22 protein-coding genes are annotated in these 20,346 nt (G+C 69.0%); 12 read left to right on the plus strand and 10 right to left on the minus strand.

Annotated features, from left to right (window positions below; translation table 11 throughout):
- Positions 1 to 185: 185 nt before the first annotated feature.
- The 4 genes from hemB (at position 186) to ACIQD6_RS33525 (ending at position 5,328) form a co-directional block, all read left to right on the plus strand.
- A complete protein-coding gene (gene hemB, locus ACIQD6_RS33510; RefSeq protein WP_401890097.1) occupies positions 186 to 1,181 on the plus strand; it encodes a porphobilinogen synthase in 996 nt (331 codons plus the stop codon).
- 172 nt (positions 1,182 to 1,353) lie between these two features.
- A complete protein-coding gene (locus tag ACIQD6_RS33515) occupies positions 1,354 to 2,295 on the plus strand; it encodes an STM4015 family protein (protein ID WP_401890260.1) in 942 nt (313 codons plus the stop codon).
- 63 nt (positions 2,296 to 2,358) lie between these two features.
- Positions 2,359 to 3,537: a hypothetical protein gene (locus ACIQD6_RS33520; protein ID WP_401890099.1), complete on the plus strand. Its 1,179-nt coding sequence runs from the start codon at positions 2,359 to 2,361 to the stop codon at positions 3,535 to 3,537.
- A 357-nt stretch (positions 3,538 to 3,894) separates the two neighbouring features.
- A complete protein-coding gene (locus ACIQD6_RS33525) occupies positions 3,895 to 5,328 on the plus strand; it encodes a helix-turn-helix domain-containing protein (RefSeq protein WP_401890101.1) in 1,434 nt (477 codons plus the stop codon).
- Between the two features lie 9 nt (positions 5,329 to 5,337).
- Here the strand turns inward: ACIQD6_RS33525 and ACIQD6_RS33530 are convergent, their stop codons facing one another.
- The 4 genes from ACIQD6_RS33530 to ACIQD6_RS33545 form a co-directional block, all read right to left on the minus strand.
- Positions 5,338 to 6,114, minus strand: coding sequence for an alpha/beta fold hydrolase (locus tag ACIQD6_RS33530; RefSeq protein WP_401890104.1), 777 nt, complete (start codon positions 6,112 to 6,114; stop codon positions 5,338 to 5,340).
- Positions 6,115 to 6,164: 50 nt separating this feature from the next.
- Positions 6,165 to 6,989 (minus strand): rhamnogalacturonan acetylesterase, encoded by an 825-nt coding sequence (locus ACIQD6_RS33535; protein ID WP_401890106.1) that lies wholly within the window; start codon positions 6,987 to 6,989, stop codon positions 6,165 to 6,167.
- A gap of 119 nt (positions 6,990 to 7,108) precedes the next feature.
- Entirely contained in the window at positions 7,109 to 7,348 is a 240-nt protein-coding gene (locus ACIQD6_RS33540; RefSeq protein ID WP_401890108.1) for a DUF397 domain-containing protein, read from the minus strand.
- Positions 7,345 to 8,172, minus strand: a complete 828-nt coding sequence (locus tag ACIQD6_RS33545; protein ID WP_401890110.1) for a Scr1 family TA system antitoxin-like transcriptional regulator — start codon at positions 8,170 to 8,172, stop codon at positions 7,345 to 7,347. Before ACIQD6_RS33545 ends, ACIQD6_RS33540 begins: the two co-directional genes overlap by 4 nt.
- Positions 8,173 to 8,285: 113 nt before the next feature.
- Between ACIQD6_RS33545 and ACIQD6_RS33550 the strand changes: the two genes are divergently transcribed.
- Complete coding sequence (locus ACIQD6_RS33550; protein WP_401890113.1) at positions 8,286 to 8,810, plus strand: ATP-binding protein; 525 nt, start codon at positions 8,286 to 8,288, stop codon at positions 8,808 to 8,810.
- Positions 8,811 to 8,884: 74 nt separating this feature from the next.
- On the opposite strand, the gene ACIQD6_RS33555 is transcribed toward ACIQD6_RS33550, so the two are convergent.
- Complete coding sequence (locus ACIQD6_RS33555) at positions 8,885 to 9,598, minus strand: hypothetical protein (protein WP_401890116.1); 714 nt, start codon at positions 9,596 to 9,598, stop codon at positions 8,885 to 8,887.
- Between the two features lie 462 nt (positions 9,599 to 10,060).
- On the opposite strand from ACIQD6_RS33555, the gene ACIQD6_RS33560 reads away from it, so the two are divergent.
- Together ACIQD6_RS33560 and ACIQD6_RS33565 are read left to right on the plus strand one after the other, a co-directional pair.
- Complete coding sequence (locus tag ACIQD6_RS33560; RefSeq protein ID WP_401890118.1) at positions 10,061 to 10,405, plus strand: ArsR/SmtB family transcription factor; 345 nt, start codon at positions 10,061 to 10,063, stop codon at positions 10,403 to 10,405.
- The gene (locus ACIQD6_RS33565; RefSeq protein WP_401890121.1) at positions 10,402 to 10,845 is read left to right on the plus strand and encodes an SRPBCC domain-containing protein; all 444 of its coding nucleotides are present in this window, start codon (positions 10,402 to 10,404) and stop codon (positions 10,843 to 10,845) included. Before ACIQD6_RS33560 ends, ACIQD6_RS33565 begins: the two co-directional genes overlap by 4 nt.
- Here ACIQD6_RS33565 and ACIQD6_RS33570 read toward each other — a convergent pair.
- Positions 10,827 to 10,982, minus strand: a complete 156-nt coding sequence (locus tag ACIQD6_RS33570) for a hypothetical protein (RefSeq protein ID WP_401890124.1) — start codon at positions 10,980 to 10,982, stop codon at positions 10,827 to 10,829. The genes ACIQD6_RS33565 and ACIQD6_RS33570 overlap by 19 nt on opposite strands.
- Between ACIQD6_RS33570 and ACIQD6_RS33575 the strand changes: the two genes are divergently transcribed.
- Entirely contained in the window at positions 10,981 to 11,712 is a 732-nt protein-coding gene (locus ACIQD6_RS33575) for an N-acetylmuramoyl-L-alanine amidase (RefSeq protein ID WP_401890126.1), read from the plus strand. The two genes, ACIQD6_RS33570 and ACIQD6_RS33575, sit on opposite strands and share 2 nt — an antisense overlap.
- A gap of 62 nt (positions 11,713 to 11,774) precedes the next feature.
- On the opposite strand, the gene ACIQD6_RS33580 is transcribed toward ACIQD6_RS33575, so the two are convergent.
- Entirely contained in the window at positions 11,775 to 11,996 is a 222-nt protein-coding gene (locus ACIQD6_RS33580) for a helix-turn-helix domain-containing protein (RefSeq protein WP_401890128.1), read from the minus strand.
- Positions 11,996 to 12,487, minus strand: coding sequence for a DUF2975 domain-containing protein (locus tag ACIQD6_RS33585; RefSeq protein WP_401890129.1), 492 nt, complete (start codon positions 12,485 to 12,487; stop codon positions 11,996 to 11,998). The genes ACIQD6_RS33580 and ACIQD6_RS33585 overlap by 1 nt, the downstream gene beginning before the upstream one ends.
- 621 nt (positions 12,488 to 13,108) lie before the next feature.
- On the opposite strand from ACIQD6_RS33585, the gene ACIQD6_RS33590 reads away from it, so the two are divergent.
- The 3 genes from ACIQD6_RS33590 (at position 13,109) to ACIQD6_RS33600 (ending at position 14,887) form a co-directional block, all read left to right on the plus strand.
- The gene (locus ACIQD6_RS33590; RefSeq protein WP_401890131.1) at positions 13,109 to 13,363 is read left to right on the plus strand and encodes a hypothetical protein; all 255 of its coding nucleotides are present in this window, start codon (positions 13,109 to 13,111) and stop codon (positions 13,361 to 13,363) included.
- Between the two features lie 237 nt (positions 13,364 to 13,600).
- Entirely contained in the window at positions 13,601 to 13,843 is a 243-nt protein-coding gene (locus ACIQD6_RS33595; RefSeq protein WP_401890132.1) for a hypothetical protein, read from the plus strand.
- Between the two features lie 426 nt (positions 13,844 to 14,269).
- Positions 14,270 to 14,887, plus strand: a complete 618-nt coding sequence (locus ACIQD6_RS33600) for a DUF4291 domain-containing protein (RefSeq protein WP_401890135.1) — start codon at positions 14,270 to 14,272, stop codon at positions 14,885 to 14,887.
- A 158-nt stretch (positions 14,888 to 15,045) separates the two neighbouring features.
- On the opposite strand, the gene ACIQD6_RS33605 is transcribed toward ACIQD6_RS33600, so the two are convergent.
- Together ACIQD6_RS33605 and argS are read right to left on the minus strand one after the other, a co-directional pair.
- Positions 15,046 to 16,272, minus strand: coding sequence for a methyltransferase domain-containing protein (locus ACIQD6_RS33605; RefSeq protein ID WP_401890137.1), 1,227 nt, complete (start codon positions 16,270 to 16,272; stop codon positions 15,046 to 15,048).
- A gap of 328 nt (positions 16,273 to 16,600) precedes the next feature.
- Positions 16,601 to 18,400: an arginine--tRNA ligase gene (gene argS, locus ACIQD6_RS33610; protein WP_401890138.1), complete on the minus strand. Its 1,800-nt coding sequence runs from the start codon at positions 18,398 to 18,400 to the stop codon at positions 16,601 to 16,603.
- 146 nt (positions 18,401 to 18,546) lie between these two features.
- Between argS and lysS the strand changes: the two genes are divergently transcribed.
- Positions 18,547 to 20,319, plus strand: a complete 1,773-nt coding sequence (gene lysS, locus ACIQD6_RS33615; RefSeq protein WP_401890140.1) for a lysine--tRNA ligase — start codon at positions 18,547 to 18,549, stop codon at positions 20,317 to 20,319.
- Positions 20,320 to 20,346: the final 27 nt, after the last annotated feature.

Consider the following 20,346-nt stretch of genomic DNA (forward strand, 5'->3'; position numbering starts at 1 on the left):
GGCTGCCTCGGCGGCCGGGCCGCACGGCCGTTTCCGTCGCCTTTTCGGCCGGGGGCTCCGGTTTGCCGGTCTCGGTGTCGGTAAGGGCGCGGGGCGGGCGGGGCTATGGTCGAAAGTGGTCCGACGGCCTTGCCGGACCCCGGGCCGCAGGCCTGGGAAGCAGAAGACGCAAGAGGCGACTGACGATGACTGTGCATGGATCCTTTCCCGGCTCGCGGCCCCGGCGGCTGCGGGTGAACCCCGTGATGCGCCGGATGGTCGCCGAGACCCGGCTGCACCCGGCGGATCTGATCCTCCCCGCGTTCGTACGGGAAGGGATCAGCGCCCCCGTCCCCATCTCCGCGATGCCCGGCGTCGTCCAGCACACGCTGGACACCCTGCGCAAGGCGGCCGTGGACGCGGCCTCGGCCGGTGTCTCCGGGATCATGCTCTTCGGCGTCCCCGAGGACAGCAAGAAGGACGCGACGGGCACGGCGGGCACGGACCCGGACGGGATCCTCCAGGCCGGAATCCGCGCGGTGAAGGCCGAGGTCGGCGACGACCTGGTCGTCATGTCCGACCTGTGCCTGGACGAGTTCACCGACCACGGCCACTGCGGCGTGCTCGACGCCGAGGGCCGCGTCGACAACGACGCGACCCTGGAGCGGTACGCGGAGATGGCCCAGGTCCAGGCCGACGCGGGCGTCCATGTGGTCGGCCCCAGCGGCATGATGGACGGCCAGGTCGGCGTGGTCCGCGACGCGCTCGACACGATCGGGCGGGAGGACGTGTCGATCCTCGCCTACACGGCGAAGTACTCGTCGGCGTTCTACGGCCCCTTCCGGGAGGCCGTCGGCTCCTCGCTCAAGGGCGACCGCAAGACCTACCAGCAGGACCCGGCCAACCTGCGCGAGTCCCTGCGCGAGCTGGCGCTCGACCTCGACGAGGGCGCCGACATGGTGATGGTCAAGCCGGCCCTGCCGTACCTGGACGTCCTGGCCAAGATCGCCGCCGAGGTGGACGTGCCGCTCGCCGCGTACCAGATCTCCGGCGAGTACGCGATGGTCGAGGCGGCGGCCGAGAAGGGCTGGATCGACCGCGACGCGGCGATCCTGGAGACCCTGACGGGCGTCAAGCGCGCGGGCGCGAACATGATCCTCACGTACTGGGCGACCGAGGCGGCGAACAAGCTCAGCCGCTGACAAGCCCCTGGGCGCCGCCCGCCTCCCGTACCCGTATGCCCGTCTCGTGGGAATTCCCGTACACGAGACGGGCATTGGCGCGTACGGGCCCGGGGGCGCTGTCAGTGGCTGCTGGTAGAACGTGGCGCACGGACAACAGCCACGGAGCTTCGGGAGCGTCATCTTGTCGTACGTGCAACATCTGGAGAATTTCTACGGGTTACCGGTACTGACCGTTCCGCCGTACACACCCGCCACGCTACTGCCCGATGCCTCCTCGGTCGCCTGGCGCCTGGCGGTCGGGCAGGGCACGACCGACGAGGACTACGAGGTCTGTTGGGACCGCTTCACCAGCACGGTGGAGCTGGAGAAGGTGCGGGCGCTGGTCCTCGGCCATGGCCTGCACTACATGTCCGACGACAAGCTCATCGAGATGAGCGACCGGCTGACCGGTCTCGAAGCGCTCTTCCTCTCCGATCTGGAGGACGAGGAGGAGATGATCTCCTCGATGTACCAGTCCGATCTCGCACCGCTGTTGGAGGCGTTCCCCGGTCTGCGGGAGCTGGCCGTCCGTGGCGGGCAGGGGCTGGATTTCCCGGTGACGGGGCACGCGGGGCTGCGCTCGCTGCGGGTCGAGTCCGGCGGGATGCCGCCCGGGGCGGCGGAGAAGATCGCCGCCGCCGATCTGCCGTCGCTGGAGCGGCTGGAGCTGTGGCTGGGCGACGACAACTACGGGGGCGGCACCACGGTCGAGCAGCTCGCCCCGCTGCTCGCGGGTGAACGCAAGCCCGCGTTGCGTCACTTGGGGCTGCAGAACAGCCCGATCCAGGACGAGCTGGCCGCCGCGCTGGCCTCGGCGCCGGTCGTGCCCCGACTGACGTCGTTGAGCCTGTCGATGGGCACGCTCTCCGACGAGGGCGCGGAGGCGCTGCTGAACGGGCAGCCGCTCACCCACCTCACCGAGCTCGACCTTTCGCACCACTTCCTCAGCCACGACATGATGCTGCGGATATGGACGTCGCTGGAGCCCGCGGGGGTCCGGGTGAACCTGTACGGGAGGAACGACGAGGAGGAGCCCTACGACTGGGACGACGAGGACGATCACGACGGCCGCTACATCGCGGTGGCCGAATGATCACCGGGCGCGATCCGCGCTGTTCCCGTCTCCCGTACCCGTACCGCCTCCGAAAGGTCCGCCATGTCGAACAGCCCTGAGTCCCAGGACCCGGAGGACCTCCGGATCACCCGTTTCGACCTGCCGGGGATCTCCCGGGTGAAGCCCGGTCAGCCGGTGCCGTACGGGCATGTTCTGTACGGCGCGGCGACGGTGGGGTGTGCTCCCGCCACCATCGTGTCGAGGCTGACCGCGCTGGGTTACGACGACATCGAGCTTCCCGGGGGCCCGCTGCCTCTCACGGCCGACCGGGACGACGTTCTGCTGCTCAGGACGGAGGAGTACAGCCCCAGGTGGCACGGACTCGGCGACCCCGTGTCGCTGCGGCACATACTCGCGGCGGCGGGGCGGCACGGCCGCAGCCCCGCCGACGTGGCGCGCCGGGTGACCGCCCTCGGCTACGCGGTCCCGGCCGGCCATGCGCTGCCCGAGACCCCGGACAGCCGGGACATCATGCTGATCCGTGGGAGCGGCAGGGGTTCGGGCGACTGGCTGGACTGGGGCGGGGAGGCGCCCGTCCACCATGTGCTCGAAGTCGCCGGGACGCTGCTTTGCAGCCCGCACGCCGTCGCCAAGCGCATGGTCGCGCTCGGTCTGAGGCTCCCGTACGTACCCGAGCCCGACGACGACCGGATCCTCAAGCACCGGGAGGGGGACGCCACGGGGCATTGCTGGCTCGGCCGGTACTCCGAAGCGCCCGTCGGGCACCTGCTCGCCGTCGCGCGGGACACGGGCCGCAGCCCGGCGGACATCGTCGCCCGGCTGAAGGAGCTGCGCCCGGGTGGTCAGCGCGACCTGCCGGACACCGCGAACGTGGACGACCTGTGCGTCCTCAGTGAGCGACTCGACGGCCGGCAGCCCTGGTTGGAAGGGAGCCACGTCGGGGTGCAGTTGCGGCACATCCTGCGTGCGTCCCTCGTCACGGGGCGGAGCCCCGCGGAGGTCACCGAGAGGCTGGCGGCGCTGGGGCACCCGCCGCACGAGAACGCGAAGGTGCCCGAGGTCGCGGACGCGGAGGACATCCGGTTGCTGGAGGCGCTCGACCGCTCGTTCATGGACAACGTCCACCTTGAGCATGTGCTGCGCTGCGCGAGCCGGACGGGCAGGAGCCCGGCGGATGTCGCCTCGCGGCTGACGGCTCTCGGCTACCGGCTGCCCGACGAGGTGGACTACCCGGAGGTGTGCGGCGCGTTGCGCCGGTGATGTTCGGTGACATCCGGCGGGTGATGACGTGATGGCGCGCGCCGCCCCTGGGCGGGGCGGCGCGCGCTCAGGGCAGTGGCTGTCGGTTGATGATCGAGATGACGATCGCTGTGCAGGTGATCAGCACGGCGACAGCCACTGCGTCGACCAGGCTGATGCGGATTCGGGTTCGGATGACTGCTCCCCGTTCGGCCGGTGCTGCGCTCACCCTGCGCCTCGGTGGGAAGCGACCGCAATCGACAGGGGACAATGAGGGAAGCTGGAACGCCTGCGCATGGTCTGACCTGGGGAGATGTCCTGCCCCCGGAACGCGTTCCTGGGACGGTCCAGACGAGGGCCCTAGGAGGGGAACGACAGGTGGCGACCACCGAAGCCGAGGCTTTCGCGCGATTGCTCAGGGAGTTGAAGGCCCGTTCCGGGCAGAGTTACGGGGTGCTCGCCGGCAAGCTTCATGTGAGTACGTCCACGCTTCACCGCTACTGCAACGGCGACGCCGTGCCCGCCGAGTTCGCCCCGGTCGAGCGGTTCGCGCGGCTGTGCGGTGCGAAGGGCGAGGAACTCGTCGCCCTGCACCGGCGGTGGATCCTGGCGGACGAGGCCCGCCGCCGGGCACGGTCGGCCGCGCCGTCCGCCGCCGAAACGACCTCTGCCGTCGATACGGCCCCCGTCGCTGATACAACCCCCGCCGCCGACACGGTCCCTGGCCCCGATACGACCCCCGCCGCCGTGCCTGCCGAGGGCCCGGACCCCGACGAGGCGGAGGCCGGGCAGGCCGACTCTTCGGCGCCCGATCCGAGTACCGACGTAACCGTCACCGCAAAGGGCGATCCCCGCGCGCCGGGTACTCGCCCCGGACGCAAGAGACTTGTCCTCGCTGCCGCCGCCCTGGTCGCCGTCGTAGCCGTATCCGGCGCCACCTTCGGGGCCTGGGGCGCGCTGACGGACGACGACACGTCCGTCGCCGCGAAGGATGTGGGCGACGGCGCTCAGGGGGAAGGCCCCGCCGATCGCGTTTCGCCGTCGCCGACACCGTCGCGGAGCGGCAAGTCGCCGTCGGCGTCCGCCTCTTCGTCCGCCTCCGCTTCGCCCTCCGGCGGTGCGAACGGCGGCGCGAACCCGTCGGGACCGGCCGCCGGGAGCAAGGCGCCCGAGGCCGGCCGGACCTCCGGCGGCGAGGAGGCGCAGAGCGGCGCGGTGCCGGTGACGGTGGCCACGCGGCCGTACGCGTTCGCGGATCCCTGCGGCCCGCACTATCTGGTCGACAGTCCGCCGGAGGACGTTCCTCCGCCGCCCTCGGAGCAGGACGCGCCCGGCTGGGTCGGCGCGCTCGGTGGCGTCCCGGCGGGAGATCAGTTGCTCGAACTCACCTTGCAGGGAAGGACGAGCGAAACGGTCGTCCTCCAAGCGCTGAACGTACGCGTGGTGAAGAGCGGTGCCCCGCTCGCCTGGAACGTCTACGGCGGGTTCTCCGCCTGCGGCGGCGACGTCTCCACGAAGTCCTTCGACGTCGATCTGGACGCGGGCCATCCCGTCACCGTGCCGAAGGCCGGGCAGCGGGGCTTCCCGTACAAGGTGAGCGAGTCGGATCCGGAGGTCTTCTACGTCACCGCGAACGTCTCGACACGGGACGTCAGTTGGTACCTGGAGCTGGAGTGGTCCAGCGGCGACCGGCGCGGCACGCTCCGCGTGGACAACAACGGACAGCCCTTCCGTACGAGCGGATCGCAAGGCCGGCCGACGTACAACTACCCGATCGGTGGTCCCGAGTGGCTGAGGGAAGAGACGGGCTGACGCGCCGGGTCATGTCCGCACCGCCGCCGTCACGGCGGCGGGGTTGTCCCGGTAGACGGAGTGGCCCGCTCCTTCCACGACCGACCAGTGGAAGTCCGTTTTGATGCTCTGGATGCGGCGGCCCTCCCCGGCGGTGAAGGCGGGGGAGTGGAGAGGGTCGGCGGCGAGCACGGTGACGGGGTGCGGATACGTGGCCAGAGTCTTCTCGTACGACCACGGGGCGTTGCCCCGCAGGAAGGTCTCGACCACGTACGGCGTCGTCCGGCGCGCGGCCTGCGCCTTCAGATACGCGTCCTCGGGGTGCCAGCGCGGGTTCTCCCTGAGCATCTCCTCCGGGTCGGCGTCCCGCACCTCGGCGGAGATCGAGCGGACGAAGCCCTCGACCGCCTCCTCCCGCACGGTGATGACGGGGTCGAGCAGCAGAAGCCGGCCGGCCCAGCCGTGGTCGGCGCTCGCGGCGGCGGTGGCGACGAGACCGCCCAGGGAGTGCCCGATGACGAGATCCCACGCCGGTGTTCCGTGCGGCTGAGCGGGTGGCCGGAGGAGCAGCACGTCGGCCACGAACCCGTCGATGTCATAGCGTCGGGTCCGTGGCGCGAGCCCGTGCCCTCGGAGGTCGGGGGCGGTGACCGACCAGCCCGCGTCGGCGAGTTCATCCGCCACGTGCCACCAGCAGGCCGCCGCCGAGGTGAGACCGTGGAGCAACAGGACGCGCCGGGGCGCGTCCTGTCGACCCCAGTGCAGGACGGGCAGTTGTACGGGTGTGTGTACGGGGGTGTGATCCATCGCGCCATCGAAGCACGGCGCCGTGGCATACGGGATGCGGGACGCGGGATTCAGAGAGCGGCGGGCTTCACTTCCCCGGACAGCGGCAGCCCGAGCTTGGACACCGCCTGTGCGACGAGGCGGGCCATCTGGGTGGCGCCGTTCTGCTGGAAGTGGGTGTCGTCCGAGACGCCGTTCGGGAAGTTGGGGTACTGGCCCGGACTCAGCCAGAGGAAGAGCTTCTTGGACGGCTCGATGCCGACGCCGTTCAGATACGTACGGCTGAGCGCCGACAGGTCGACCAGCGGGGCTCGCTCTTCGGCGGCGACGGCCTTGGCCGCGTCCACGTACGCGGGGAACGAGACGTTGAACTGGCCCGTGGAGGCGTTGTACGAGCGCCGGGATACGGGCGTGACGACGACCGGCGTCGCGCCGCGCGAACGCGTGGCGCGGATGTAGTCGTTGCGCAGGTATTCCTTGTAGTCGGCGGGCGAGGTGTAGCGCTCGGCGTTGCCGACGGTGGCGTCGTTGTGCCCGAACTGTACGAAGAGGTAGTCGCCCGCCTTGATCACCTGGTGGATCGCGGCGAGACGGCCCTGCTCGATGAACGAACGCGAACTCCGGCCGCCGATCGCGCGGTTGGCGACCGTGATGTTCGAGGTGAAGAACCCGGGGAGCATCTGACCCCAGCCCGCCTGCGGGTAGAAACTGGAGTTGTACGTCTGGGCCGTGGAGTCGCTGGCGATGTAGAGCGTGCCGGTCGCGAGACGCGGTGCCGCGCTCGCGGTACCGGGGAGGCCGAGGGTACCGGCCGCGCCCGCGCCGAGCGCGGCGGTCGTGCCGAGGAGGAAACGTCTGCGGCTGGGGTTGGGGCTGCTGGGACTGGTGGGGGGCATCCGGAACTCCTGACGAGAGTGTGGGGTGGAGCTGTCGTCAGCCGGATGTCGCCGCCGGGGGCGGAAAGGTTGCGGGGTTTACGTGATCGGTTCTGCCGCGATCGACGTGATCAGCGCGATCAGTTGGCCGCGTACGCCGTGAAGTCGGCCCAGGCGGCGGGTGCCAGGGCGAGGGCGGGGCCGGTGGGGTTCTTGGAGTCGCGGACGTGGATGGTGTGGGGGCAGGTGGCTACCTCTACGCAGGCGCCGCCCTGCTCGGTGCTGTAGCTGGACTTGCGCCAGGTGTAGGCGACTTCGAGGCAGTCGCCGCCCTCGTCGCTGCTGTAGCTCGACTTGAACCACTGAAGTGCGATGTTCATTGCTCTCCCAGGAGACGGTCCAGCAGGCCCCTGGAGTCCTCGGGGGTGAGGGCCTGTGCCCGCAGCATCGCATATTTGCGGGACATGGTGGACACCCTGTCGAGGTCGGAGACCCAGTGGCTGCCCTGCTGGGACTCGGCGTAGGCGAGGTGCTGGTGGTCGGGTGTCTCCAGCACTACGAAGGGGCCGCTGATCCCGGCATGGGACGGACGGTCCAGTGGCAGGATCTGCAGTGAGAGGCCTGGTAGTTCGAGGCAGGCGCGCAGGTGTTTCAGTTGGTCAACGTAGATTTTGGGACCGCCCAGAGGGAACCGGAGAGCTGGCTCCCAGACAACGAAACTGAGCGTCGGGGGGACCTTGCGTTGCAGGATCTCCTGGCGCTCCATACGAGCTGCGGTCTTGGTTTCGATCTCGTCTTCGTCGAACGCGGGAACGCGGGTGCCGAAGATTTCCCGCATGTACGCCTCGGTCTGGAGCAGTCCGGGGATCACCTGGTTCTCGAACCACGACAGGGAGATCGCCTCGCGCTCGTGGTCCACGTACTCCTCCGCCCACTGCGGGAACTGGTCGATCTCCGGCATGTTGTCCACCCCGACCGACAACACCCCTTTGGTGTCGAGCAGTTGATCCAGCGTCTCGGCGAGGTCCGCTTTCAGCGGGCGTCTGCCCTGCTCGATCGACGCGATGGTCTCCTCGTCCGCGACCACGCGTTCGCCGAGGGAGCGCTGCGTATAGCCCGCCGCCCGGCGAAAAGTCGCCAATTGCGCGCCCAGCAACTTCATCGCCGAGGCATTCTTCTTCCGGGGACGTTTCCTGGGGTCCATGCTCGTCCAACTCCCCACATCTGCGCGTACTTGATCTCACGTAACCCCGTACACGAGATTTGTACGGGTTCGCTCGCTGCTCAACACTAGTCACGCTCCGCGACGATCGTCTTGTGAATGAGACAACTCGACCCCCGGTTCTCCGGGAGAGGTTCTTCCGCCGTGATCGCCGGTCCATCCCCGCAGCCAGGGAGTTCACTCACTGGGCTCTGGTCGACTGGGGCCTGTCCGTGGGCACTCGCGCGGATGACGCGTTGCTGTGCGTGAGTGAGCTGGCCACCAATGCCCTGGTGCACGGGGTGCCGCCCGGTCGCGGGTTCCTGCTGTGTATGCGGTACGACGGTGACGTACTCCGTATCGAGGTGCACGACAGCGGCGGTGGCGTCCCGGAGGTCGGTGAAGCGACGGAGGCGGACAAGGACGACGAGGGCGGGCGTGGGCTGTTGCTCGTCGCGGCGTTCGCCGACAAGTGGGGCGTGAACGAACGGCAGCCCGGCAAGGTGGTGTGGTGCGAGTTCGCGGTGCGGGAGGACGGTGACGACGAGGTGCTGCGGGCCGCGTTGATGGTGTACACGGACGAATGCCTGCGGATCGGCGTCGCGCCTGGGGACGTACTGCCGGGCGTGGGGCAGGTGTGACGCGGACGGGCGGGCCGCCGTGACCGGTGTGATCGGTCGCGGAGGCCCGCCCGTTCTGTGCGATGTGGGTCCGACTAGCTGAAGGGAACCGCGTCCGCCGGGTTGGTGTGCCAGTTGGTGACGATCGGCTTGTCGACGGTGATCGCGCCGACCGGCAGGGACTCCGGGTTCGGGTCCCCCTGGTCGACGGCGACGATGATGTCTTCGAACTCGATGCCGTCGTTGTTGTTGGTGGTCTTCGGGTTCATCCCGGCGTAGGCGGTGGTCTTGCCGCTCAGGGTGATTTCGTCGCCGACCGAATGCTCCGCCGGGCGCGCCTCGATGCCGCCCGAGCCGAAGGCGACGACCGGGTACGTGCCGGGCAGGGTGCAGGTGATGCCCGGCTTGGCCTTGGCGATGATCAGGATGTAGCCGCCGGCCTGGCTCTCTTCCCGGGTGCTCCAGTTGATGTCGTTGGCGCCACAGGCCTGCCCGACCTCGGCCCGCTCGCCGTTGCCGACATCGGCGCCGGAGCCTCCCGCGGTTCCCGTGCTGCTGGTGCCGCCCTGGGCCTTCGTGCCGGAGTCCTTGGCGTCGCTGCTCTGTCCGTTGTCTGCGGCGGACGCGTCGGATGAGTCGGACGTGCTGGAGGCGTTGGAGGCGTTGGTGGTGTTGTCGGCGGAAGAGGAAGAACCGTTCAAAGAAGAACCAGACTTCGCGGCACCCGAGTCCGTGCAGGCGGTCAGCGACAGGGCGGCGACGAGGGCGGTGGCGGCCAGGGCGGTGGTGCGGAGGCGGTTCTTACGCATGGTTTCTTCTTCTTCCCGTTTTTGTGTGGAGCGGAGTGATGAGTGGCAGCGTGGAGACGGCGGGAGGGCGGGGTCGCGGTGGGCGACCGGTGCTGTCCGGGCCGATGCTGCCGGGCCGGTGCCGCTGTCTGGTCACAGCTTTCGGCGTGCCCGGTCCGGGCCGCAAGCTTCGACGGGGAGGTCGGGACGCCGGAACGGTGGAATGCCATCTGACCTGCGGAAACAGCAGGTGCCTGGAACGGTGGTACGGGACGGCTGGTGCTGTGACCTTGAAGGGTTCACCGTGTTGTCGGTGTCGGCACGCCGTGGTCGGCGTGTGCATTTTGGAGTATCTCGGCTCATCTTGCGCACGGGTCGGCAGGCTGTCGGGCCACGTCATCCCGCTGGTCCGCCCGCCACCGGGCGGACCAGAAACTTAAGCCCCTACTTGACTTTGCGGGCCTGGTGGCTAAAGTTAAGCGCATGCTTAAGTATGAGGGGGAGGTGGCGGACCGGGTGTTCCACGCGCTCGCGGACGCGAACCGACGGGCGGTGATCGAGCGCCTGACCCGCGGCCCGGCCACCGTGAGCGAGCTGGCGGCCCAGCTCGGGGTGACCGTCGCCGCGACGGTCCAGCACCTACGGGTGCTGCAGGACAGCGAGCTCGTGCAGTCGGAGAAGGTCGGACGGGTCCGCACCTGCCAGATCGATCCGGCCGGCCTTCGCAACGCCGAGGCGTGGCTGCAGCGTCGGCGCACGGCGTGGGAGCACCGCCTGGACCGCCTCGGCGCGGTCCTCGACGACCAGTCGAAGGAGTCAGGATCATGACCGACCACTCGGTGAAACACAGCACGTTCACGTTGGAGCGGACCTACGGCGCTTCGCCCGCCGCGGTCTTCGCGGCCTGGTCCGACCGCGACACGAAGGCGAAGTGGTTCGCGGCCGAGGACGGCCGCTACTCGCTGGACTTCCGGGTCGGCGGCACCGAGGCCGTGCACGGAGGCGACGGGGTCGCCCTTGTCGCGAGGAGCGAGTACCACGACATCGTCCCCGATGAGCGCATCGTCTACACCACGGCCCTGTTCACCGACGAGGTCCTGTCGACCGTGTCGCTGACCACGGTGCGGTTCGCCCACCACGGCGACGGGACCCGCCTGGTCCTCACCGAACAGGGCACCTTCCTGGACGACCAGGAACAGCCCGAATGGCGCGAGCAGGGTACCGGCGACTGGCTGGACGCCCTCGGCCGTCAGGTGGCACGGCGATGACGGCGGACAGCGACCATCAGATCCGCGAGCTGCTGGAGACCCGCACCCGGGCGTTCGGCCGCCGGGACGCCGCCGTTCACCTGACTGGCCGCGTACAGATGCCCGATACGGCGGGAGCGGGCGCACGCTGGGCCCATGTGGCCCCGCAGGCTCAAGCTGGCGACAGCCGTTTGGTCAGTGGCTTTTCTGGTGACGTGCGCCGCGCCCGAACACCGTGCGCCGCTCCCACGGCACCGCGAGGCCGGTGCCTTTCCCGCCGCGCCGCGCCCCGCCATCGTGGGGCGGCAGGTGTGGCATGCGGATGAGAAGGCGGTACGGGAGAAGCCCGTGTACACCGGGTCCGTACAGGCGGTGTTCCTGCACCACACCCTGCACTCCAACAACTACGACTGCGTGGCCGATGTGCCCGCCATGCTGCTGTCGATGGAGAAGCACCACATCAACGACATGGGGTGGGACGACCTCGGCTACAACTTCGTCGTGGACCGCTGCGGCACCATCTACGAGGGGCGGGCCGGTGGGGTCGACCTGGCGGTGAAGGGGTCGCACACCAAGGGGTTCAACGCCCGGAGCGTCGGTATCGCGGCTCTCGGGCACTTCGAGGAGGGGCAGGAGGTCCCGCGCGCCATGCTGCGGGCGATCGCGACCGTGGCGGCGTGGAAGCTCCGCGCCGGGGTGGACCCGAAGGGGCGGACGCGGATGGTCTCCAGCAGCGGTGAGAGCCGGTATCCGAAGGGGACGCCGGTGGAGCTGAATGTGATCTCGGGGCACCGGGACGAGTACGAGACGACCTGCCCCGGTGCCGCGCTGTACGAGGCGTTGCCCTGGCTGAGGGAAGAGGCGGCCCGGCTGCGGGGCGCGCGCTGAAGAGTCGCCCGCGAGTTGGCCGGGCCGGTGGTACCAGGCGTTTTCACGCCCGCCGGGGGACGTCATTCGCCTGCGGCGTCCTCGGCCTCCCAGCGCAGCACGTCACCCGGCTGGCACTTGAGCACCTCGCAGAGGGCGGCGAGCGTCGTGAAACGCACCGCCTTGGCGCGGCCGTTCTTGAGTACCGCCAGGTTGGCGGGCGTGATCCCTATGCGGTCCGCGAGGTCGCCCACGGACATCTTCCGCCTGGCCAGCATCACGTCGATGTCGACGACGATCGGCATCAGATCACCTCGTCCAACTCGGCCTGCATCTGGGCCGCTTCGACGTCGCGCGCGACGGCCTGGGCGAGCAGCATCCGCAACAGGAGCACGATGAGTGCGACCCCCAGGATGGCCACGCCGACCCCGCCCATGATGACGGTGACGCCCGGGTCGTCCCGCTGGCCCGGCGCGTTGAAGGCCGTGACCGCGAACCACAGGAGGGCAGCCGCCACGATCGCGCCGATCACGGCGTCCACGTACCGGAAGGCGGTAGGGGAGAACACGGTTCCACGTCGCACCATCGTCACCAGCCGCCATACGGCGACCAGGGCGACCTGGGCCGAGCCCATGCCCAGGATCGTGATCACGCGCAGCGCGGTCAGCGGGAGCGATCCGTCCTCCGGATCGCTCCCGCTGGCCAACACCCACACCATTGATGCCTGCACGAACAGGGTGCCGGCGAGCACCACCACGAGCACGGCGCGAAGCGCACGCACTGCCAGCTGTCCCATATCTCATCCTTCCATCGAGTCGCGATGGAAATCTATCGAATTTCGATAGATGAATCAAGGGTCGAGGCGGAGGATGGGCGGTCGGCTGCACCGAAGCCCTGGTCCGGAAAGCCGGACCTCGCATCCTCCCGGCTCGGACCACATCCCGAGGTCCTGGCATGCCCACGTCTCAAATGAACTGGTCGCCACACGTCGGTAGCCCAGCTCGGAACCAGATCATTCGAGACGGGACACGTCTCATGGGGTGCCTCCAGCGGGGTCTCCAGCAAGGTTCCAGCCCCTTGCCGACAAGCCACCAACAGCGAACCGACAGCACCGGCTTGTGACCGACGCCGCAGCTCCGCCGCCGCACGAACAGCCAGGACGAGGCTCGGCGCACGGTCTGACACGGACGTTCCTCACGGATCGACTTGGCCGAAGGTGGCTCGATGAGTGGGCACGGGACGGCCCTCGGGGAGGATCGATCTCAGAAATTCTTGCCGCACCATGAACCTTCCGACGCTGAGTTTGCATCTGACTTCCTGAGTCGCGTGCGCAAAGCCGATGGCCTCCTGGCCGGGGTGCCTCTGCGGAGGAACTGTGCGCGGGACGTTGGAAGTTGGCTCTACCCATGGAGGAACAATGACGAAGTCCCTGCGTTCCCGTATCGGCGTCGGCCTGGCTGTCGCCGCTGCGGCGGTCGCCGTCCCGCTGACCGCCACCACTGCTTCCGCGACCCCTCCTCCGGGTGACGGCTGGGTCATCTCCGGCGGTTGGAAGTACCCGTCGAAGGAGGCGTGCGAGGCTGAAGAGCTGCCGTACGCCCAGCAGAACGGGTACAAGGAAGTCTGGTGCGACGGGGAGCCCAACACCGTCTACGAAATCTGGGTGCGCTGACCCGCTGGGGGCGGCGAGCTGTCCCCCTCTGTCCCTTTCGCAGGTGACAACTCCGCCTCGGGGGGCGGCCGATGTCGGAAAGTTCTGGCGCGGCAGGAACCGCCGACGCGGAGTTTGCATCTGACCCTTTGGGTAACGCGCGCAAAGCTGATGGCCTTCTGGCCCAGCTCCTCGGCGGAGGAACCGCGCGCGAGACACCTGAAGTTGGCTCTACCACATGGAGGAATGATGAAGTCCATGCGCTCTCGTATTGGTGTCGGCCTTGCGGTCGCCGCTGCGGCGGTCGCTGTTCCGCTGACCGCCACCACTGCTTCCGCCACCCCTCCTCCGGGTGACGGCTGGATCATCGCCGGCGGCTTCAAGTACCCGTCGAAGGAGGCGTGCGAGGCCGAGGAGCTGCCGTACGCCCAGCAGAACGGGTACAAGGAAGTCTGGTGCGACGGCGAGCCCAACACCGTCTACCAGATCTGGAACCGCTGACCGGTCGCCGCTCGGCGGGGGACACCTCCCGCTGATCCTCTGCCGCGAAAGCCCGCTGCCCCTCGGTAACATGCCGGGGGCAGCGGGCTGTCCCCCTTCACGCGCCCGCGCACCCGGGAGCCGGGTCCCCGACGGGCCGGGGAATTCGTTGTCGGACGGTACACCGATCCCGGATCAGGGCGAGTCGTCCGAGAAGGGTGATGCTGTCCACGATGATGCATAGCGGCAAGAGTCTGGCGGACGAATTTCAGCGAATACAGAATCGCCCGAGCGTCGCATCTGCGCCGCCCGTCCTCTCTCTAGAGTCCTTTTTCGGCTGCCAGGACCTGCTCTGGGCTGCCTACGCAGCCGGTGCCCTGCATGTTGACGGCCCCACCATCAAGCGGTCCGCCGCGTGGGCGGCAGAGGTCGCGGACGGGAATTCTGATGAACCCTGAGCCCGAGGCGGAGCGGCAGCAGCGACGGGTGAGGGCCGTCTACGGGGAATCCAGCATCACGGTGTACCAGGCGTACCCGCAGGAGATCGCGGGGCGGGCCGTGGAGGCGGGGACCTTTGTGGCTCCGTTCAAGAAAGAGCGGATGACCTGGATCAAGCCCTCTTTCCTGTGGATGATGTACCGATCGGGGTGGGCTACCAAGCCGAACCAGGAGCATGTGCTCGCTGTGGAGATCACCCGAGCGGGTTTTGAGTGGGCACTGAACCACTCGTCACTGAGCCACTTCGATCGTCGTGTGCACCCTGACAAGGGGACTTGGCTGGAGGAGGTAAAGGAAAGCCCGGTGCGTGTCCAATGGGATCCGGACCGGTCGCCGTCCCTTGATCCGCTTCCCACAAGAGCGATTCAGATCGGCCTCTCCGGAGAGGCCGTGGAGCTTTACGTCCACGACTGGATCATCGGCATCGACGATGTCACCGATCTCGCCCGCTCCATTCACTCCGACATTCGTGACGGGCGACGTTCGGAAGCCGCTCAAAAGACCCCACAAGAGCGGGAATATCCCCTTTCGGGTCGGATCCGGCGGAGGATCGGGGCGGACGGCTAGGGTCTTTCGTTTGGATCAGGCCGGATCAGGGAGCGGGGTCTGGTGCCGTGGATCGCAAGGCGGAGGAGTGAGGCGACGCGGAGCGTCGTGGAGTGACGACAACGCGGCGAGGCGCGGTGCCAGGGCACGCGAGCCCGGCAAGATCCAAACGAAAGACCCTAACCCCTCTGAGGAACCAGCTGCCCGGGGTCGTCGAGCCAGAGGTGCTGGCCGGTGGGGGTGACAGTGAGGCCGTACCGGGTCCGCTCCGGTGATCCGGCGCTCTCCCACCAGGCGTACGCGGCCTCCACCTCGGCCCAGAGCCTGCGGGGGCCGTACTGCCGGAGCCGGTACTCGGCGGCGCCGGGGACGTAGTCGACGCAGGCCCAGGAGCCGGTGGAATGGTCGGCGAGCCAGATGGTGAACTCGCCGTCGGGTCCGTGGCCGACGCTGTAGCGGCAGTCGGGGACCAGGACGCCCGCTGTGAACGCCGCGTCTTCGTCACCGAAGACGCGGCGCGGGTCGAGGCCGGTGCGTGTGGTGGTGGCCCGGTGCCGGACCTGGTCCTGGTCCTGGTCCTGGTCCTGGACGGTGGCCATGACGTCGCGTCGGGGAGCTTCGAGCCTGTTCCACATGAAGGCGGAGTCGCCGATGACGGGACCGCTCGCGGTGCCGTCGTCACCTGCGGTGAGGCGCAGGAGAACACCGTTGTACAGGCCCGTTCCCCAGGGCAGCACGATCACTCCGCCGGGGGCGGTCTGCGCCACCAGGGCGTACGGCACCGTGTGGAGCGCACAGGTGGCGATGACGCGATCGTACGGCGCGTACGCGGCGCAGCCGAGAGAGCCGTCACCGGTGACGACCGTGGGGGAGTAGCCCGCGTTCTTCAGGTTCGCTCGCGCGATGTCGGCGATACGGGGGTCCAACTCGACGGACACCACGTGTTGTTCGCCGAGCCGCTCGGCGAGGAGCGCGGCGTTGTAGCCGGTGCCCGTGCCGATCTCCAGCGCGCTCTGGCCGTCGGTCACGGAGAGGGCGTCGAGCATGATGGCGACGATGCGCGGCATGCTCGCCGAGCTGGAGGGGATGAGCGCGGGCCGGTGGGTGTTGCCTTCGCGGCCGTCGCCGCTCGCATCGTCGCCGTCCTCGGCGCCGTCGTCCTCTGTTGTGCCGTCGTCCTCGACCTGAGTGACGAGCGCCTGGTCGTCATAGGCGAGGGCGTGCCAACGGTCGGGGCCGGCAGTGCGGTTGAGCGGGTGATAGCCGCCCTCGCCACGGATCCAGATGCGGTCGGGAATGAACCGCTTGCGGTCGACCCGGATGAACGCGTCGCGCCATGCGGGCGCGAGGTGGCCCGCGTGGGTCAACTGCTGGGCGAGGGTGGCCGGAGAGCTTTCTCTGCTCACTTCTTCGGTGTTTCCGGACGCTTCGGATCGGCCGGAGGGATTGGCTTGTCGGGCTTGTGGCCGTCGCTCTCGGCTGTGTCGGGCTTGCCGCTGTGACTACCGCTCATGGTGTCTCCTCGTACATGGCAGTGACTTACTGTCACTAAAATGTACGGGAGGGTGACGGGCGATGGGCAGGGGGTGTTGTGGCGCAGTGGTGGCACGAGGGAGCGCGGGAGGTGTCAGAGGTGCGGTCGCGCGCCCTTCGCCGGACCGCGCGACCGTCCAACCCTGCTCCCGGCCAGGGCCTGATCCCGCCCCACCGGCTGCGGTGGGGCGGGATCAGGCTCTACAGGCGCTCGGGCGCCCGGATGCCCAGCAGGGACAGGCCCTGCTTCAGCGTGCGGGCCGTGATGTCGCACAGGAAGAGGCGGTTCTCGACCAGCTCCGGCGCGTTCTCGTCGCTCAGTACGTGGCACTGGTCGTAGAACGTCGTGTAGAGCGACGCCAGTTGGTACAGGTACGCCGCCAGCTTGTGCGGCTCGTAGCCCGACGCGACCTCCGCCAGGACCTCGCCGAACTGGTCCACGTGCAGGCCCAGCGCCCGCTCGGCCGGGGCCAGCGTCAGCTCCGGGTGGGCGACCGCCTTCGCGTCGCCCGCCTTGCGCAGGATCGACTGGATCCGGGCGTACGCGTACTGGAGGTAGACCGACGTGTCCCCGTGCAGCGAGACCATCTGGTCCAGGTCGAACTTGTAGTCCCGTACCGCCGACGTCGACAGGTCCGCGTACTTCACGGCGCCGATACCGACGTACCGCCCGTTCTCGACGATCTCCTGCTCGCCGAGACCGGCCTTCTCGGCCTTTTCCCGTACGACCGCCGTCGCCCGCTCGACCGCCTCGTCCAGCAGGTCCTCCAGCCGTACGGTCTCGCCCTCACGGGTCTTGAACGGCTTGCCGTCCTTGCCGAGGACCGTGCCGAACGCCAGCTGGACGGCCTTGACCTCGTCGTTCAGCCAGCCGGCCCGCCGGGCGGTCTCGAAGACCATCTTGAAGTGCAGCGACTGGCGCGCGTCGACCACGTACAGCAGGGTCGTCGCGCCCAGGTTCCGCACCCGGTCGCGGATCGCGGAGAGGTCAGTGGCCGCGTAGCCGTAACCGCCGTTGGTCTTCTTGACGATCAGCGGGACCTGGTTGCCGTCCGGGCCCTTCACATCGTCGAAGAAGACACAGAGCGCGCCCTCGGAGCGGACCGCGACGCCCGTCTCCTCCAGGATCCGGCAGGTCTCCTCCAGCATGTCGTTGTAGCCGGACTCACCCACGATGTCGGGGTCCTGGATCTCCATGTCCAGCTTGTCGAAGACCGAGTGGAAGTAGATCTTCGACTCGTCCACGAACCGCTGCCACAGGTCCAGCGTCTCCTTCTCGCCGGCCTGGAGGGCCACCACCCGGTCGCGGGAGCGCGCCTTGAACTCCTCGTCGGAGTCGAAGATCGCCCGCGAGGCCTTGTAGAGCCGGTTCAGGTTGGACATCGCGGTCTCGCCGTCGATGTCCGCGCCGGTTCCGTTGTCGCCGTCGCCGCTCTGGTGGTCCAGCTCGTGCGGGTGCTCGATCAGATACTGGATGAGCATGCCGAACTGGGTGCCCCAGTCGCCGATGTGATGGCGCCGGATCACCTTCTCGCCCATGAACTCCAGGATCTCGACCATCGCCGCGCCGATCACGGCGGACCGCAGATGCCCGACGTGCATCTCCTTCGCCACGTTCGGCTGCGCGTAGTCGATGGCGGTCGTGCCCGTACGCTCCGCGTGCGGGACACCGAGCCGGTCGTCGGCGGCGCGCGCCGCGAGGGTCTCGATGATCGCCCGGTCCGTGACCGTGATGTTCAGGAAGCCGGGTCCGGAGACCTCGATCTCCTTGATCACCCCGTCGGAGTCCGCCGCGGGGAGGGACGAGACGACCTGGGCCGCCAGCTCGCGCGGGTTGCCCTTGAGCTTCTTCGCGAGCGCCAGGATGCCGTTGGCCTGGTAATCCGCGCGGTCGCTCCGTCGCAGCAGCGGATCCGCGGAACCGGCCTCCGGCAGTGCTGCCGAGAGGGCGTCCGCGATGCGCTGATCGACGGTCGAGGCGAGGGAAGTGACCGGGGCCATGGGCTGGTGCCGTTCCTGTTGGGTGCGGAGAGAAGTCCCGCCCAGTATCCCATGGGGCAACAAGCCATTTTCGCTCTGCCGGAGGTACCTGGGACAATGGCATCCGCCGGTTTTGCAGGCGTACGAGAAAGAAGGACGTGCCGATCGTGGCTCCGAGCACCGAGACCGACTGGGTCTCCCGTTTCGCTGACGATGTCATCGCCGAGTCGGAGCGACGTGCGCCCGGCACGAAACAGTCACCCGCATCCTCTTCCGGTGCCTCCCCCGCGATCGTCATCGCCTCCGGACTGTCCCCCTCCGGCCCGATCCACCTGGGCAATCTCCGCGAGGTCATGACCCCGCACCTGGTCGCGGACGAGATCCGCAGGCGTGGGTACGAGGTCCGGCACCTGATCTCCTGGGACGACTACGACCGCTACCGCAAGGTGCCGGCGGGTGTCGCCGGTACGGACGCGTCCTGGGCCGAGCACATCGGCAAGCCGCTGACCTCGGTGCCCGCCCCGGCCGGATCCGCGTACCCGAACTGGGCCGAGCACTTCAAGGCCGCGATGACCGAGGCGCTGGCCGAGCTGGGCGTCGAGTACGACGGCATCAGCCAGACCGAGCAGTACACCTCCGGGGTGTACCGCGAGCAGATCCTGCACGCGATGAAGCACCGCGCGGACATCGACGCGATCCTCGACCGCTACCGGACCAAGGACAAGCCGGGGGCCACGGGCGGCAAGGGCAAGGGGCAGCAGAAGAAGCCCGAGGAGGCCGAGCTGGAGGCCGCCGAGGGCTCCGGCGCGGCGGCCGAGGACGACGGGCGCGGCGCCGCCGGCTACTTCCCGTACAAGCCCTACTGCGGCGGCTGCGGCAAGGACCTGACCACCGTCACCTCGTACGACGACGAGACGACGGCCCTCGCCTACACCTGCGGGGAGTGCGGCTTCACCGAGACCGTGCTGCTGAGCGAGTTCAACCGCGGGAAGCTGGTCTGGAAGGTCGACTGGCCGATGCGCTGGGCGTACGAGGGCGTGATCTTCGAGCCCTCCGGCGTCGACCACTCCTCGCCCGGGTCCTCGTTCGTCGTCGGCGGGCAGATCGTGCGCGAGATCTTCGACGGCGTGCAGCCGATCGGCCCGATGTACGCCTTCGTCGGGATCTCCGGCATGGCGAAGATGTCCTCCAGCAAGGGCGGCGTGCCCACCCCGGCCGACGCGCTGAAGATCATGGAGGCGCCGCTGCTGCGCTGGCTGTACGCGCGCCGCAGGCCGAACCAGTCGTTCAAGATCGCCTTCGACCAGGAGATCCAGCGGCTGTACGACGAGTGGGACGCGCTGGAGCGCAAGGTCGCCGACGGCTCCGTACTGCCCGCCGACGCCGCCGCGTACGCGCGCGCCACGGGCACGGCGGCCGGACCGCTGCCCCGTACGCCGCACCCGCTGCCGTACCGCACGCTGGCCTCGGTCGTGGACATCACGGCCGGTGCCGAGGAGCAGACCCTGCGGATCCTGAGCGAGCTGGACCCGGCGCACCCGCTGACCTCGCTCGACGAGGCGCGGCCCCGGCTCGACCGCGCCGAGAACTGGATCACCAGCCAGGTGCCCGCCGAGGCCCGGACCATCGTGCGCGCCGAGCCCGACCAGGAACTGCTGGGCTCGCTGGACGAGCAGGGGCGCGAGTCGCTGCGGCTGCTGCTGGACGGTCTCGACAGACACTGGTCGCTGGACGGGCTGACCACGCTCGTCTACGGCGTGCCGAAGCTGATGGCGGGCCTGGCGGCGGACGCCAAGCCGACACCGGAGCTGAAGATCGCGCAGCGGACCTTCTTCGCGCTGCTGTACCGGCTGCTGGTGGGCCGGGACACCGGGCCGCGACTGCCCACGCTGCTGCTGGCGGTGGGGGCGGACCGGGTACGGAAGCTGCTCGGCGCCTGAGAGACGGATTCCGGGCGGCCGGTTAGT

The organism is Streptomyces sp. NPDC088400, from assembly GCF_044753355.1.
Taxonomy (GTDB): Bacteria; Actinomycetota; Actinomycetes; order Streptomycetales; family Streptomycetaceae; genus Streptomyces.